13 protein-coding genes are annotated in these 15,256 nt (G+C 68.2%); 3 read left to right on the top strand and 10 right to left on the bottom strand.

The features are described from left to right. Positions 1-289: 289 nt before the first annotated feature. Positions 290-1,597: an MFS transporter gene (locus DID96_RS30740; protein ID WP_124602988.1), complete on the top strand. Its 1,308-nt coding sequence runs from the start codon at positions 290-292 to the stop codon at positions 1,595-1,597. A 153-nt stretch (positions 1,598-1,750) separates the two neighbouring features. Here the strand turns inward: DID96_RS30740 and DID96_RS30735 are convergent, their stop codons facing one another. The 3 genes from DID96_RS30735 to garD all read right to left on the bottom strand — a co-directional run bounded on the left by DID96_RS30735 (position 1,751) and on the right by garD (position 4,200). After that, a complete protein-coding gene (locus tag DID96_RS30735; protein ID WP_124602987.1) occupies positions 1,751-2,188 on the bottom strand; it encodes a DoxX family protein in 438 nt (145 codons plus the stop codon). A 129-nt stretch (positions 2,189-2,317) separates the two neighbouring features. Further along, complete coding sequence (locus DID96_RS38490; protein WP_185732417.1) at positions 2,318-2,467, bottom strand: hypothetical protein; 150 nt, start codon at positions 2,465-2,467, stop codon at positions 2,318-2,320. Between the two features lie 158 nt (positions 2,468-2,625). After that, positions 2,626-4,200 carry a galactarate dehydratase gene (garD, locus tag DID96_RS30730; protein ID WP_124602986.1) on the bottom strand — a complete coding sequence of 525 codons (1,575 nt, stop codon included), beginning with the start codon at positions 4,198-4,200 and terminating at the stop codon, positions 2,626-2,628. 229 nt (positions 4,201-4,429) lie between these two features. On the opposite strand from garD, the gene kdgD reads away from it, so the two are divergent. Continuing rightward, positions 4,430-5,344, top strand: a complete 915-nt coding sequence (gene kdgD / locus DID96_RS30725; RefSeq protein ID WP_124602985.1) for a 5-dehydro-4-deoxyglucarate dehydratase — start codon at positions 4,430-4,432, stop codon at positions 5,342-5,344. Positions 5,345-5,537: 193 nt separating this feature from the next. Here the strand turns inward: kdgD and DID96_RS30720 are convergent, their stop codons facing one another. After that, positions 5,538-7,115 carry an aldehyde dehydrogenase (NADP(+)) gene (locus DID96_RS30720; RefSeq protein WP_124602984.1) on the bottom strand — a complete coding sequence of 526 codons (1,578 nt, stop codon included), beginning with the start codon at positions 7,113-7,115 and terminating at the stop codon, positions 5,538-5,540. Between the two features lie 254 nt (positions 7,116-7,369). Between DID96_RS30720 and DID96_RS30715 the strand changes: the two genes are divergently transcribed. Continuing rightward, positions 7,370-8,764, top strand: a complete 1,395-nt coding sequence (locus DID96_RS30715; RefSeq protein WP_124602999.1) for an MFS transporter — start codon at positions 7,370-7,372, stop codon at positions 8,762-8,764. 27 nt (positions 8,765-8,791) lie between these two features. Here the strand turns inward: DID96_RS30715 and DID96_RS30710 are convergent, their stop codons facing one another. Genes DID96_RS30710 through DID96_RS30680 form a run of 6 tightly spaced genes read right to left on the bottom strand, consistent with a single transcriptional unit; the run spans position 8,792 to position 15,146 of the window. Further along, positions 8,792-10,138: an acyl-CoA dehydrogenase family protein gene (locus DID96_RS30710; protein ID WP_260464051.1), complete on the bottom strand. Its 1,347-nt coding sequence runs from the start codon at positions 10,136-10,138 to the stop codon at positions 8,792-8,794. After that, positions 10,135-10,980 carry a hypothetical protein gene (locus DID96_RS30700; RefSeq protein ID WP_124602983.1) on the bottom strand — a complete coding sequence of 282 codons (846 nt, stop codon included), beginning with the start codon at positions 10,978-10,980 and terminating at the stop codon, positions 10,135-10,137. Before DID96_RS30700 ends, DID96_RS30710 begins: the two co-directional genes overlap by 4 nt. A 56-nt stretch (positions 10,981-11,036) precedes the next feature. Further along, entirely contained in the window at positions 11,037-11,693 is a 657-nt protein-coding gene (locus DID96_RS30695) for a methionine ABC transporter permease (protein WP_124602982.1), read from the bottom strand. Beyond that, positions 11,686-12,888 (bottom strand): methionine ABC transporter ATP-binding protein, encoded by a 1,203-nt coding sequence (locus DID96_RS30690; RefSeq protein ID WP_124602981.1) that lies wholly within the window; start codon positions 12,886-12,888, stop codon positions 11,686-11,688. Before DID96_RS30690 ends, DID96_RS30695 begins: the two co-directional genes overlap by 8 nt. Before the next feature lie 18 nt (positions 12,889-12,906). Next, a complete protein-coding gene (locus tag DID96_RS30685) occupies positions 12,907-14,307 on the bottom strand; it encodes an LLM class flavin-dependent oxidoreductase (RefSeq protein ID WP_124602980.1) in 1,401 nt (466 codons plus the stop codon). Positions 14,308-14,318: 11 nt separating this feature from the next. Continuing rightward, a complete protein-coding gene (locus DID96_RS30680; protein WP_124602979.1) occupies positions 14,319-15,146 on the bottom strand; it encodes a MetQ/NlpA family ABC transporter substrate-binding protein in 828 nt (275 codons plus the stop codon). Positions 15,147-15,256: the final 110 nt, after the last annotated feature.

Raw genomic sequence — 15,256 nt, 5'->3', positions numbered from 1 at the left:
CGCACGGGTTCGTCCGTGCGTGCGCATCGCCCCGGCCGGACTCGAAGGCCCCCTCGAGCCGCGTCCGTCCTCGCGCATTTCGCGCTCCTGTAGAATCCTCCCACCCGCTTTGACGCATCGTCCCCGCCGCACCCCATCCCGGTGCGACGGCGCGTGCCCGGTGCGCCTATCCGACGCCCGACACACCTTCCGACGACGCAGGTCGCGCCCTAGCCAGTGCATGCCTATCTATAGCGGGCCCTGGAGACGCAGTACCGACAACAACATTCGAAAACCGATCGTCCTGACCATGCAAGCTTCCGAATTGAGCGGCGTCCCACGCGCCGCCGAACGCGCGCTCACGCGCAGCGACTACAAGACCCTCGGCCTCGCCGCACTCGGCGGCGCACTCGAGTTCTACGACTTCATCATCTTCGTGTTCTTCGCGCCCGCGATCGGGCAGCTGTTCTTCCCGCACGACATTCCCGACTGGCTGCGCGTGCTGCAGACCTACGGCATCTTCGCGGCCGGCTATCTCGCCCGTCCGCTCGGCGGCGTGATCATGGCGCACTTCGGCGACCTCGTCGGCCGCAAGCGGATGTTCACGCTGAGCGTGCTGATGATGTCGGTCCCGACGCTGCTGATGGGCCTCTTGCCGACCTACGACACGGTCGGCATCCTCGCGCCCGTGTTGCTGCTGCTGTTCCGCATCCTGCAGGGCGCGGCGGTCGGCGGCGAGGTGCCCGGCGCGTGGGTGTTCGTGTCGGAGCACGTACCGTCGCGCCATATCGGCTACGCGTGCGGCACGCTGACCGCCGGCCTCACGGCCGGCATCCTGCTCGGCTCGCTCGTCGCGGCGGGCATCAACAGCCGCTACTCGGCGGCCGAAGTCGCCGCGTTCGGCTGGCGCATTCCGTTCCTGCTCGGCGGCGTGTTCGGCCTGTTCTCCGTCTACCTGCGCCGCTGGCTGCACGAAACGCCGGTGTTCGCCGAGATGAAGGCGAAGAAGGCGCTGGCGGCCGAGATTCCGCTGAAGGCCGTGCTGCGCGACCACGGCCGCGCGGTCATCGTGTCGATGCTGCTGACGTGGATGCTGTCCGCGGCGATCGTCGTCGTGATCCTGATGACGCCCGCGCTGCTGCAGAAGCAGTTCCACCTGACGCCCGCGGCGACGCTGTTCGCGAACAGCATCGCGACGCTGTGCCTGACGGCCGGCTGCATCACCGCGGGCTCGCTCGCCGGCACGATCGGCGCGAAGCGCGTGCTCGGCATCGGCGGCCTCGTGCTGGCCGCGTGCTACTACCTGCTGTTCGCGCAGGTCGCGGCCGACGCGTCGACGCTGCCGCTCTTCTACGGGATCGCAGGCTTCGCGGTCGGCACGATCGGCGCGGTGCCTTTCGTGATGGTGAAGAGCTTCCCGGCCGTCGTGCGGTTCTCGGGCATCTCGTTCTCGTACAACGTCGCGTATGCAATCTTCGGCGGCCTCACGCCGGTGGTCGTGTCGCTGATGATGAAGTCGAACCCGCTCGCGCCGGTCGTCTACGTGACGGCGATCTGCGTGCTCGGCGCGATCGCGGTGCAGTTCGCGAAGGATGCGAAGGAGGACAGGCCGCACTGAGCGGCGCCGCGCGTGCGGCGTCGAACCGCCGCCGCGCACGACCGGACGCATGCGCCACGCGCGTGCGATCCATGAACGAAGGGCCGAATCCCGCACGTCGCGGGATTCGGCCCTTTGTTTTGCGTCAGCGGCGGTTCGGCGGACGACGCGCGCTCAGCGCAGGCCCCCGTACGACGAACTCGTCCGGCGCATCCCGTCAATGCTCGCGCCGCCCGCGCCGGTCACGTACAGCAGCAGGAAGCCGCCGGCGATCGCGACGTTCTTCCAGAAATGGATCACCATCTCGTGCTGGACGGCGGAGCTTGTCGCGTCCCAGAAATTGTGCCCGATCACCGCGGTCGCGAGCGTGTAGAACGCCATCAGCAACGCGAGCGGTTTCACCTTGTAGCCGACGATCAGCAGCAGCGCGCCGAGCCCTTCGATCGCGACGACGGCCGGCGCAATGAACTGCGGGAATGCCACGTTCAAGCCGCGCAGATAGCCGACGAAATCACCGTAGCCGAGCAGCTTCATCACGCCGCCCCACAGAAACAGCGCCGCCAGCGCGAGACGCGCAAAAAAAATGACGCCGGAATCGACGGAACGCGTCATGCCTTTCTCCTCGTTTCAGTTCGGCCGGCCGCGCGGATCGTGCCCGTGCGGCTTTCCGGGCCTGCGGGGCCCGGCAAATGCGCCAGCATAGAGGCACTTTCCGGCGCATCCAAGGGATGTAGCAAATCTTTACACAGCCGCCGACGGCACGATTCCGGACAACGAAATGAATGGAATGCGGAATGCCGCACCGGCGCGCTCAGCGCGCGTGTTTAGCGCGCATCGCTCAACAGCACGCCTTTTGTCGGCGTTGAGCAGCGGGTCGAGGTTCTTCAGCATGTCGGCAGGTCTCCGGGATCGTGAACGAACGGCATAACGTTACAGGATCCCGGCAGCCCCGGCTCGAAGCAAGCATTCTTCGCAAATCGCGCGCCCCAAACGAATCCGGGCGCCCCGAGGGCGCCCGCTTGCCGATCGACCGTCCGATCGCCCGCGTGTCAGGTCACCGGCGCCGGATTGAACAGCGTCAGCGCGTTCGCGAGCTTCCATTGCTCGGCCCACGTGCGGCGCTTGCCGCTCGCGACGTCGAGCATCAGCCGGAACAGTTCCCAGCCGACATCCTCGATCGTCGCCGCGCCGGTCGCGATCTGTCCGGCGTCGAGATCCATCAGGTCGTGCCAGCGGCGCGCGAGATCGCTGCGCGTCGCGACCTTGATCACCGGCACCTGCGCGAGGCCGTACGGCGTGCCGCGGCCGGTCGTGAACACGTGCAGGTTCATCCCCGCGGCAAGCTGCAGCGTGCCGCAGATGAAATCGCTCGCGGGCGTCGCCGCATACAGCAGCCCCTTTTGCCGCGCGCGCTCGCCCGGCGGCACGACGCCGGCAATCGGCGCGCTGCCCGATTTCACGATCGAGCCCATCGCCTTCTCGACGATGTTCGACAGGCCACCCTTCTTGTTGCCGGGTGTCGTGTTCGCGCTGCGGTCGACGCGGCCGCGCTGCAGATAGCGGTCGTACCAGTCCATCTCGCGGATGATCGCGCGCGCGACGTCCTCGTTCGCCGCGCGTGACGTGAGCTGCGCGACGCCGTCGCGCACTTCGGTCACCTCGGAGAACATGATCGTCGCGCCGGCGCGCACGAGCAGGTCCGCGGCAAAGCCGACCGCCGGGTTCGCGGTCAGCCCCGAGAACGCGTCGCTGCCGCCGCACTGCACGCCAACCACGAGGTCCGACGCGGGACAGGTCTCGCGGCGGCGGCAGTTCAGCCGCTCCAGATGCGACTCGGCCATCTTCATGATCGAGTCGATCATCGAGTTGAAGCCGACGTGCGCGGCATCCTGCAGGCACACGACGCCGCCATTGCTACCGCTATCACCGTTGCCGCCCGGCCCGTGGCCGGTCGCGACCGGAATCGTGCCCGGCGGCAGCAGACGGTCCGGCTGCAGCTTTTCGCAGCCGAGGCTCACCGTCATCACCTCGCCGCCGAAGTTCGGGTTCAGGCTGATGTTGCGCAGCGTGCGGATCGGGATCTCGGCGTCCGGCGCATCGATCGCGACGCCGCAACCATACGTGTGCTCGAGCCCGACCACATCGTCAACGTTCGGATAGCGCAGCAGCAGCTCGGCCTTGATCCGCTTCACCGCATGCTCGACGACGCCCTGCACGCACTGCACGGTCGTCGTGATCGCGAGGATGTTGCGCGTGCCGACCGAGCCGTCGGGATTGCGAAAGCCCTCGAACGTGTAGCCTTCGAGCGGCGGCAGCGGCGGTGCGCGGCGGGTTGCGAGCGGCAAGTCGTCGAGCCCCGGCGGCTCGGGCATGCGCATCGTGCGCTCGTTGACCCAGCTGCCGCGCCGCAGGTCGGTCAGCGCGTAGCCGATCACGACGTTGTAGCGAATCACCGGGTCGCCGGCCGCGAGATCGGTCAGCGCAACCTTGTGACCCTGCGGCACGGCTTCGCGCAGCGTCAGCCCGTCGGCGAAAGTCGCGCCTTCGGGCAAGCCGCCGTCGTTGACGACGATCGCGACGTTGTCGTCCGGATGCACGCGGATGTAAAGAGGGGAAACAGTCATCGCAATTCCTGGGGCTACCGTCCTAATCGTTAGTCATCATACAACATTGAGCCGGACCGGCGTATTATTCGTAAACCCTCATCGGTAAAGACCCTACTCTGGCGATGACAGCAAACCGCTTGCTTCGCTCAACCTCACGTTGTACGATGACATACAACGACATCGCCACTCATGGCTCTCATGCCGTTCCCTACGAACCCAGCACTCGCGCTAGACGGACGACCCAACCATGACTTCTCCGCAAGAACTCAAACAGATCATTTCGCACGGCCTGCTGTCGTTTCCACTGACGGACTTCGACGCAGCAGGCAACTTCCGCCCGTCCACCTACGCCGAGCGCCTCGAATGGCTCGCGCCATACGGCGCGACCGCGCTGTTCGCCGCCGGCGGCACGGGCGAATTCTTCTCGCTCACGCAGCGTGAATATTCGGACGTGATCCGGGTCGCGACCGAGACCTGCAAGGGCAAGGTGCCGATCCTGGCCGGTGCGGGCGGCGCGACGCGTGTCGCGATCGAATACGCGCAGGAAGCCGAGCGCCTCGGCGCGAGCGGCATCCTGCTGATGCCGCATTACCTGACCGAAGCGAGCCAGGAAGGTATCGCCGAGCACGTCGAGCAGGTGTGCAGCGCACTGAAGATCGGCGTCGTCGTGTACAACCGCGCGAATTCGAAGCTGAACGCGGAGATGCTCGAGCGTCTTGCCGACCGCTGCCCGAACCTGATCGGCTTCAAGGATGGTGTCGGCGACATCGAAAGCATGGTCACGATCCGCCGCCGTCTCGGCGACCGTTTTTCGTACCTCGGCGGCCTGCCGACCGCCGAAGTCTACGCGGCGGCCTACAAGGCGCTCGGCGTGCCCGTGTATTCGTCGGCCGTGTTCAATTTCATTCCGAAGACGGCGATGGCGTTCTACGAAGCGATCGCGAAGGACGATCACGCGACGGTCGGCCGGCTGATCGACGAGTTCTTCCTGCCGTATCTGCAGATCCGCAACCGCCGCGCGGGCTACGCGGTCAGCATCGTCAAGGCGGGCGCGAAGCTCGTCGGCCACGACGCGGGCCCCGTGCGTGCGCCGCTCGTCGACCTGAACGACGAGGAAGTGGCGCAGCTCGATGCGCTGATCAGGAAGATGGGGCCGCAGTAAACGGCGGTGTCAGGCGGCCGGGCTGGCGGCTGCCTGATGAGGGACGCTCAATCGCGCAAGCAGCCTGGCCGATCGGGCTGCTTGCGTTCGTGCGTGATCCATGAAACTGGCGAGAGCGGCCACCCGGCCGTTTCCGCCTTCAGATCCCTCGAAGACAAACTGGCCCGCCGCATGCGCGGCCGGGCCACCGCACTCACTCCCCGCTGCCGTCACGCAAACGCGGAATCCCCAACGGATTCGCTTCCTGCAGCCCCTCCGGCAGCAGGTCGTCCGGGAAGTCCTGATAGCACACCGGCCGCAGGAAGCGGTCGATCGCGGTCGCACCGACCGACGTCACCGCCGGATTCGACGTCGCCGGGAACGGCCCGCCGTGCACCATCGCATCGCACACCTCGACGCCCGTCGGGAACGCGTTGACCAGCAGACGCCCAGCCTTGCGCTCCAGGACCGGCAGCAGCCGGCGCGCGAGCGGCTTGTCAGCCGCATCCATCTGCAACGTCGCCGTCAGCTGGCCCTCGAGCGCGTCGAGCACGCGTGCCACCTCGTCGAGATCGCGGCAGCGCACGATCAGCGACGACGGCCCGAACACTTCATGGCCGAACGCCGGCTCGGCCAGAAACGCCTGCGCACCGACCTCGAACAACGCGCCGCTCACATCGCACGCACCCTGCGCCGCGCCGCCCGCGCCGAGCTGGCGCACGCCCGGCAGCTCGGCGAGCCGGCCTCGGCCATTGCGGTACGCATCGGCGATCCCGCGCGTCAGCATCACGCCCGCCGGCTTCGCCGCGAGCGCCTGCGCGGCGGCCGCTTCGAAACGGTCGAGATCCGGACCGTCGACCGCGAGCACGAGCCCCGGGTTCGTGCAGAACTGGCCAACGCCGAGCGTCAGCGAATCGACGAAGCCCGTCGCGAGCGACTCGGCGCGCGCCGCGAGCGCGGCCGGGAACAGCAGCACCGGGTTGATGCTGCTCATTTCCGCATAGACGGGAATCGGCTGCGGGCGCGCGTTCGCGAGCTGCGTCAGCGCGACGCCGCCCTGCCGCGAACCGGTGAAGCCGACCGCCTGGATCGCCGGATGGCTGACGAGCGCCGCGCCGACCACGCGGCCCGGCCCGATCAGCAGCGAGAACACGCCGGCCGGCATCCCGCATGTCGTGACAGCGGCGCAGATCGCGCGGCCGACCAGCTCGGACGTGCCGAGGTGCGCCTCGTGCGCCTTCACGATCACCGGACAGCCGGCCGCGAGGGCCGACGCGGTGTCGCCGCCGGCAACCGAGAACGCGAGCGGGAAATTGCTCGCGCCGAACACGGCGACCGGCCCGAGCGCGATCTTCTGCAACCGCAGGTCGGCGCGCGGCAGCGGCATGCGCGCCGGCTGCGCAGGGTCGATCGACGCGGCCAGGAAACGGCCGTCGCGCACGACCCGCGCGAACAGGCGCAACTGACCGACCGTGCGGCCGCGCTCGCCTTGCAGGCGCGCGACGGGCAGCCCCGTCTCGGCGTGCGCGCGCTCGATCAGCGCGTCGCCGAGCGCGACGATCTCGTCGGCGATCGCTTCGAGGAACGCGGCACGCGCGGCCAGCGGCTGCGCGCGGTACGCGTCGAACGCGTCGCGCGCGAGCTCGCACGCACGCTCGACGTCGGCCAGCTCGCCGACGCCGAACGCCGGCGCATCGATCTGCGCGCCCTGCGTCGGGTCGAATGCGCGCAATGTACCGGCCGAGCCGTAAACTGCATCGGCGCCAATCAGCATCTCACCTGTCAGTTGCATGGGGTGTGCTCCGTGGTTCGGGAATTCGGAAAGAGGTCGCTCATTGTAGCCCAGCAGATACGATGTCTGCTGAGTAGATTTTAACGCGCGAACTACGTGCGTCGAACCATCCAATCCGCACGAATTCGCTCCAGCATTGCCATTCCCAGCATTTTCGAGCCAATTCGACGCTGACAAGAGGGAAAACCCGAGTTACATCACCACGATTGTCGTCACTAAACTCCGCATCATGTCATATGACGACGTACATTAAAGTGCCTAATCAGACCTCCTCCCGCGATCTCCCGATCGACCTGGCCCGAGCCGCGCGCCGCAGCGCCGTGCGTTACGGGATCCTCGCGATGCTGTTCGTCGTCACGACACTCAACTATGCGGACCGCGCGACGCTGTCGATCACCGGCACGCCGATCCGCAAGGCATTCGGCATCGACCCGGTGACGATGGGCTACATCTTCTCAGCGTTCAGCTGGGCGTACGTGCTCGCGCAGCTGCCGAGCGGCTGGCTGCTCGACCGCTTCGGCGCGCGGCGCGTCTATGCGGGCAGCATTTTCCTGTGGTCGGCGTTCACGCTGCTGCAGAGCACGATCGGACTCGGCGGCAGCGCCGCGTTCGCGGTCGTCGCGCTGTTCGCGATGCGCTTCGCGGTCGGCATCGCGGAAGCGCCCGCGTTCCCCGCGAACGCGAAGGTCGTCGCGAGCTGGTTCCCGACCGCCGAGCGCGGCACCGCGTCGGCGATCTTCAACGCCGCGCAGTATTTCGCGGCGGTCGTGTTCTCGCCGTTGATGGCGTGGCTCACGCACGCATACGGCTGGCATCACGTGTACCTGTTGCTCGGCATCGCCGGCATCGCGCTCGCGCTGCTGTGGCTGCGCGTCATGAAGGATCCGGCCGATCATCCGGCGGTGAACCGCGCGGAACTCGAACACATCGAGCAGGGGGGCGGCCTCGTGCGCACGGGCATGGGCACAGGCACGGGCACGCGCAGCAAGGACGCGCCGTCCGAGGGCAACCGGGTCGCGGGCTGGCATTACGTGCGGCAACTGCTGTCGAACCGGATGCTGATCGGCGTCTATCTCGGTCAGTACTGCGTGAACGTGCTCACGTATTTCTTCCTTACGTGGTTCCCGATCTACCTCGTGCAGGCGCGCGGGATGTCGCTGCTGAAGGCCGGCTTCATGACGTCGCTGCCCGCGATCTGCGGGTTCCTCGGCGGCGTGCTGGGCGGGATGCTGTCGGACGGGCTGATCCGCCGCGGCGTGTCGCTGACGCTCGCGCGCAAGATCCCGATCGTCGGCGGGATGCTGCTGTCGATGGCCATCATCGGCTGCAACTACGTCGACAGCGAAGCGCTCGTGATCGCGCTGATGGCGCTGTCGTTCTTCGGTAAGGGTATCGGCTCGCTCGGCTGGGCGGTCGTCGCGGATACGGCGCCGAAAGAGGCGATCGGCCTGTCGGGCAGCCTGTTCAACATGTTCGGCAACACGGCGGGGATCGTCGCGCCGATCGCGATCGGCTACCTCGTCAGCGCGAGCGGCTCGTTCAACGGCGCGCTCGTGTTCGTCGGGCTCAATGCGCTCGTCACGGTGCTGAGCTATCTCGTGATCGTGAAGGACATCAAACGGGTCGAATTGCGGCATCGCGACACGTGAAGGATCGGCGGCCGCCTCGTCACGTAGTCACGTATACAGCGACGCCTGCGGCAGTTCCCCCGTCAACGCAAACCGCCCGACATCCCGCAGCCGATAATCGAGCGGATCGTGCAGCGTATGCGTGCGTGCATTCCGCCAGAACCGGTCGAGCCCGAGCGACCCGGCCGTCGCGCGCGCGCCGCACGCGTCGAACAGCGCTTCGCCGTTCGCGAGCGCCGCGCGCTGCGCGACGATCTTCGCTTCGGACACGGCCAGCGCGACTTCGGCACGCCCGTCCGCCGTCAGCGCATCGTGCAGCGTCCATGCGCGCTGCAACGCTTCGGCCGCGCGATCGGCAAGCGCCGCGGCGGCCACCGCCTGCACGCGCATGTCGCCGAAGCGCTGCAGCGTATAGGGATCGTCGCTCGCACGCTCGACGCCCGCATGAATCCACGGCCGCCCGTGCTTCAACACATACTCGCGCGCTTCGGCCAGCGCGCCTTCCGCGAGCCCGACGAACAGGTTCGTCAGCACGAGCTGCGACACCAGCGTGCGCAGCGTTGCGCGCGGCGTCGGCGGCGCTTCCGAGCGATGCAGTATCTCGTCCGGCGCGAGCGTCACGCCGTCGAACGTCACGCTGCCGCTGTCGGTCTGGCGCTGGCCGATCGGGTCCCAGTCTTCGTTCACGGTAATGCCCGCGCGGTCGGTCGGCACGACGCCGAACACCGTACGGCCGATCGCCGGATCATGCGCGGAGACCGTCATCCGCTGCGAGCCGCGCGTGCCCGAGCAGAAGCCTTTCACGCCGTCGAGCCGGTAGCCGCCGTCGGGCGTCGCGGTCGCGACGAGCCGCGTGTCGAGCGGGTTGACCGCATTGCCCCACCACCAGCGCTGCTCTACCGTGCCACGCAGATAGCGCTCGCGCTGCGCGGGGCTGCCCCACACATCGACGCTCACCACCTGCAGGCACTGGAAGCCGACCAGATGCGCGAGCGCGCTGTCGACGCGCGCGATCTGCCGGATCGCGTCGTAGATCGCGGGCCATGTGGCTTGCTGCCCGCCGAACGCGCGCGACACCGCGAGCGTCAGCAGGCCCGCATCGGCGAGCCACTGCTTCTCCTGCGCGGCGTGACCGCCCGCGCGATCGCGCGCTGCGGCGGTGCTGCGCAGCGCGTCGATGAGCCGCGCCAGCGCATCCGAGTCGAATGCCGTCGCGCCGGTATCCCGGACGATCGCTTCCGGGACAACCGCCTCCGGGTCGACCGTTTCCCGGACGACTGCCTCCGGGACAACCGCCTCCGGCTCGACCGTTTCCCGGACGACCGCATCACGAATGACCGCCTCAGGAATGACTGCTTCCGGAGCGAACGTCGCTGGACCGCGCGGATCGTTCATGCGACGGCCTCCTGGTCGGCCGTCTCGCCCGTCAACGGCACGAGCGGCGCGAGCGCCGGCCGCCCGGTCAGCCGTGCGAGGATCTCGCGGCGCCACTCGTCGTAGATCGCGCGATAGTCGGCGATATCCGCGCCGAACACCTCCGCGGTGTGCGCGTATTCGTCATGCAGATAGCCGTCGAGCCGGCGCTGCGTTTCCTCGTCGGCCGCGATCACGCGGTCGATCAGCGCTTCACGCTCGGCCGCCGGCAACGCGGCCAGCTTCTCGAACCACCATTGCACGATCTGCACGCGATGCCATTCCTCGTCGGGACGGATGCGGTTCTCGCCGTGCTCGCGCATCGCGCCATCGGCGATCCGGCCAGTCTTGCGCTGGATCCACAGCTTCGCGAGGATGTGCAGCTCGTAATGCCATTCGAACGCGAGAAAGCCCGCGAGGTCGCGCACCGGCAAATCGCCGACGCGCGCCCAGTGCGCGGCCACGAGCGCGTCGATCTCCGGCAGCGGATCGCGCCCGGTCAGCTCGGTCACGCGCTCGCGGCCGATCACCGCATGCGCACCGTCGTCGCCGAGCTGGCGCGACAGGATCAGCTGGAAATGCGGATCGTCGCGGAACAGCGTGTCGATCGCCTTCGCGACGACCTGCACGATGAACAGGTCGTGCGACGCCATCTTCGTGTAGTAGTCCGCAACGGCGGCCAGCTCGTCCGCGTTGCGCGGTTCGCGCGGCGGCACGGCGAGCTTGGCCGGAAAATCGGGGCGATGGCGACGCGCGACGTCCAGGAACAGCGCTTCCTCGAACTGGGCGTTCCACTCGCGCGGTGCGCCGATGGGCAAAGTCATGATGATTCGGTCTCTCAGGATCGTTGATTAGGATAGCGAGCGCTCGTGGCGCCCGCTCAGGTGCGCCTGGCCAGTCGTCGGGCCAGGCGATCGCCCGTGACTTGCACGGCCGAGACGAGCGCGATCAGGATCACGATCACGGTCGCCATGACGGTGGTATCGAAACGCTGGTAGCCGTAGCGGATCGCGAGATCGCCGAGCCCGCCCGCGCCGACCGCGCCCGCCATTGCGGTCGAGCCGATCAGCGCGACCACGGTGATCGTGAAGCCGCCGAGCATGCCGGGCAGCGCCTCCGGCAGCAGCACGTGCCACACGATGTGGCGGCGCTTCGCGCCCATCGCGAGCGCGGCCTCGATCAGCCCGCGATCCACTTCGCGCAGGCTCACCTCGGCAACGCGCGCGAAGAACGGAATCGCGGCGATCGACAGCGGCACGACGGCCGCCCACACGCCGATCGTCGTGCCGATCAGCACACGCGTGAACGGCAGCAGCGCGACGAGCAGGATGATGAACGGCGTCGAGCGGAACACGTTGACGAGCGCGCCGAGCGCCGCGTTCAGGCCGCGCCGCTCGTAGATGCCGCCCGGCGCGGTCGTCACGAGGATCACCGCAAGCGGGATGCCGAACAGCGCGGCGAACGCCGCCGACGCCGCGACCATCGACAGCGTGTCGCGCATCGCGTCGAGCAGTTCGGGCCACCAGAGCTCAAACATAGCCGAGCACCTCCGCGTGGTTCGCATGGCGGCGCACGCGTTCGAGCAGCGCGGCGAGCGCGCCGGGCGCGCGCGCATCGGCCGCGTCGGGCGTGCTCGCGATCACGAGGCGGCCCTGCGCGCGCCCCTGGATGCGCTCGATGCCGCCGTGCAGGAACCGCACCGAGCCGCCAAGCGCCGCCGCGAGCGCGCCGACGTCCGGCTCGCCACCGCTCTCGCCCGTATAGCGGAGGTCGAGCACGACCTGCGCGCCGTCGGGCAGCGCCGCATGCGCGGGCAGCGGCCGCACGCGCGCGGCGAGTTCGGCCGGCAGGTCGTGCACCAGCGTGCTGAGCAGCGCGCGCGTCGCGCCGTGCTGAGGCGCGCCGAACACGCGCCACACCGGGCCCGTCTCGACGACCTCGCCCTGCTCGATCACCGCGACGGTGTCACACACCGCGCGGATCACTTCCATCTCGTGCGTGATCAGCACGACCGTCAGGCCGAGGCGGCGATTGATGTCGGCGAGCAGCGCGAGGATCGACTGCGTCGTCTCCGGATCGAGCGCCGACGTCGCCTCGTCGCACAGCAGCACCTCGGGGTCGTGTACGAGCGCGCGCGCGATGCCGACGCGCTGCTTCTGGCCGCCGGACAGGCTCACCGGATACGCGTCATGTTTTGCGGCGAGGCCGACCAGCTCGAGCAGCGCCGCGACCTTGCGCGCACGCTCGGCCTTCGGCACGCCCGCGATCTTCAGCGGCAGCGCGACGTTCTCGGCGACCGTCTTCGCAGACAGCAGGTTGAAATGCTGGAACACCATCCCGGTGCGGCGGCGCAGCGCGACGAGCCCGTCCTCGTCGAGCGCGCCGACGTCGATGCCCAGCACGCGCACGCGGCCCGACGTCGGCTTCTCCAGCCCGTTGACGAGCCGCAGCAGCGTCGACTTGCCCGCGCCGCTGCGGCCGATGATGCCGAACACCTCGCCGCGCTGCACGTTCAGCGTCACGTCGCGCAATGCGGCGGCCTGCCCGCGCGGCGACGCGAACACCTTGCCGACCTGCTCCAGCGCGACGGCAATGCCGTCCGTGGCCGGCGCCCCGGCCACGTGCACTTGCGCGTGACAGCTGGCCGGCGCGGCAGAAGGGGCGACCGACTTGTCGACCGGCGTGACCACCGAAGTGTCCACGAACCCCAGCGTATCGAAAAATTGCGTCATCGCATCGCTCCTTCGCGCTTATGCATGCACGGGCTCGCGCGCAGCCGCCGCCGGCCGGTGCCGCGCGCCCGCATGCCACGCGGGCAGGTGCGCGCCGGCGCCGAACAGCTTCTCGCGCAGCGTCGGCGCGCGATCGTAGTCTTCCTTGTACACGCCGCGGTTCTGCAGTTCCGGCACGACCCAGTCGACGAAATCCTCGAACGACTCGGGCATCACCGTGCGCGTCAGGTTGAAGCCGTCGATGCCGGTCTCGTCGATCCACGCCTGCAGCTCGTCCGCGACCTGCGACGGCGAGCCGACGATCGGGTGATAGCGGCCGCCGAGCGACATCTGGTCGAGCATCCGCCGCACGGTCCACGCGCCGCTCGTGCTCTTCTTCGAGATCGCGTCGACCGCGGACTGGATCGAATCGGTCTTCACATACGAGATCGGCTCGTCGAGCCCGTACTTCGCGAAATCGATGCCGGTCGAGCTCGCGAAATGCGCGAGGCCGGCCTCGGGGCTCGCGTAGCGCCGGTATTCGTCGAATTTCTCGCGCGCGAGAAGTTCGGTCTCCGCAGTGACGACGGTCACGCCCGCAAAAATCCTGATCGACGCCGGATCGCGCCCCTGCCGCGCCGCCGCCGTGCGGATGTCGAGCACCGCCGCGCGCGCGGCCGCCTTGCTCTGGCCGTTCACGAACACGCACTCCGCATGCCGGCCCGCGAACTCGACGCCGCGCGCCGACGACCCGGCCTGGTACAGCACCGGCGTGCGCTGCGGCGACGGCTCGCACAGATGGATCGCATCGAGCGAATAGAACGGCCCGTCGTGTGTCACGCGCCGCACCTTGCCCGGCTGCGCGAACACGCGCGCCTGTGCGTCGCGGATCACCGCGTCGTCGTCCCAGCTCTGTTCCCACAGCTTGTAGACGACTTCCAGGTAGTCGTCCGCGCGGTCGTAGCGGTCGTCGTGGCCGATCTGCTGCGCGAGGCCCATCCCGCGCGCGGCGCTGTCGAGATAGCCGGTGACGATGTTCCAGCCGACGCGGCCCTTGGTCAGGTGATCGAGCGTCGACATGCGCCGCGCGAACAGGTACGGCGGCTCGTAGGTCAGGTTCGCGGTCACGCCGAAGCCGAGATGCTGCGTGACCTGCGCCATCGCGGGCACGAGCAGCAGCGGATCGTTGACGGGCACCTGCACCGATTCGCGCAGCGCGGCGTCCGGGCCGCCGCCGAACACGTCGTACACGCCGACGATGTCCGCGAGGAAGATGCCGTCGAACTTGCCGCGCTCGAGCGTCTTCGCGAGATCCGCCCAGTAGTCGAGATCGGTGTAGTGCGCAGAGCGATCGCGCGGATGAGTCCACAGGCCATGATTGATGTGCCCGACGCAGTTCATGTTGAACGCGTTGAGCAGGATCTTCTTGTTGTTCGCCATGCGCGCCTCCGTCACCACGCGATCGCGTAAAGCGAGCCGAACGCGTTGTCGAGCGCCTTGCGCACCGCGGGCGATTGCTGGTAGATCGCGATGAACTTGCGGATGCGCGCGTCGTTCGCGCTCTCCGGCCGCACGACCCATTGCAGCGCGAAGTTCTTGTTCTCGGTGCCGTCGAACAGCAGCGCGCTGTTCGGGTCGGTCGTGCCCGCAAGCTTGATGAAGCTCGGGTAGCCCTGCGCGAGATCGACGTCGTCGAGCGAACGCGCGAGCTGCGATGCCTCGAGCGCGATGATCTTCAGGTGCTTCGGGTTCGATACGATGTCGTGCGTCGTCGCGCGGTAGTCGATGCCCGGCGTCAGCGTGATGAGCCCCGCGCGCTGCAGCAGCAGCAAGCCGCGCCCGCCGTTCACGGGATCGTTCGCGATCGCGACCTTCGCGCCGTCCTTCAGCTCGCCGAAGCTTTTCACCTTCTTCGAATAGAGGCCGATCTTCATGATCGTGCCCGGCGCGATCGACACGAAGTTGTAGCCGCCCTGCTTCTTCGCGTTTTCGAGGAACGGGATGTGCTGGAAGTAGTTGACGTCGATGTCCTTGTTCGCGAGCGCCGCGTTCGGCGTATTCCAGTCGGTGAACTCGATGATCTTCACGTCGAGGCCCTGCGCCTTCGCTTCTTTCGCGGCGATCCTCAGCGCGTCGATCTGCGGGGTCGTCGCCACGCCGACCTTCAGCGGTGCGGGTTCGGCTCGCGCGCCGGCCAGCAGGGTCGCGCCGAGGAGCGCTGCCGCCAGCAGCCGGACGAAGCGCGCGGCGCCGCGCGCGGAAAAAACGGGATGCTGCATGGAAGCGATTCTCCAGTCTAAAGACGGTAGCGAGGCATGAGCGATGCCGCGGCGAACGCGCGGGCGATCTCCGGACAGAGACTTATGCCTGAGGAAATGTTCAGCCGATG

Origin of the sequence: Burkholderia sp. Bp8963 (genome assembly GCF_003854275.1) — a bacterium.
Classification (GTDB): domain Bacteria; phylum Pseudomonadota; class Gammaproteobacteria; order Burkholderiales; family Burkholderiaceae; genus Burkholderia.
Note: the sequence above shows the minus strand (reverse complement) of the source record. Positions and strands in the feature narration are given on the sequence as shown.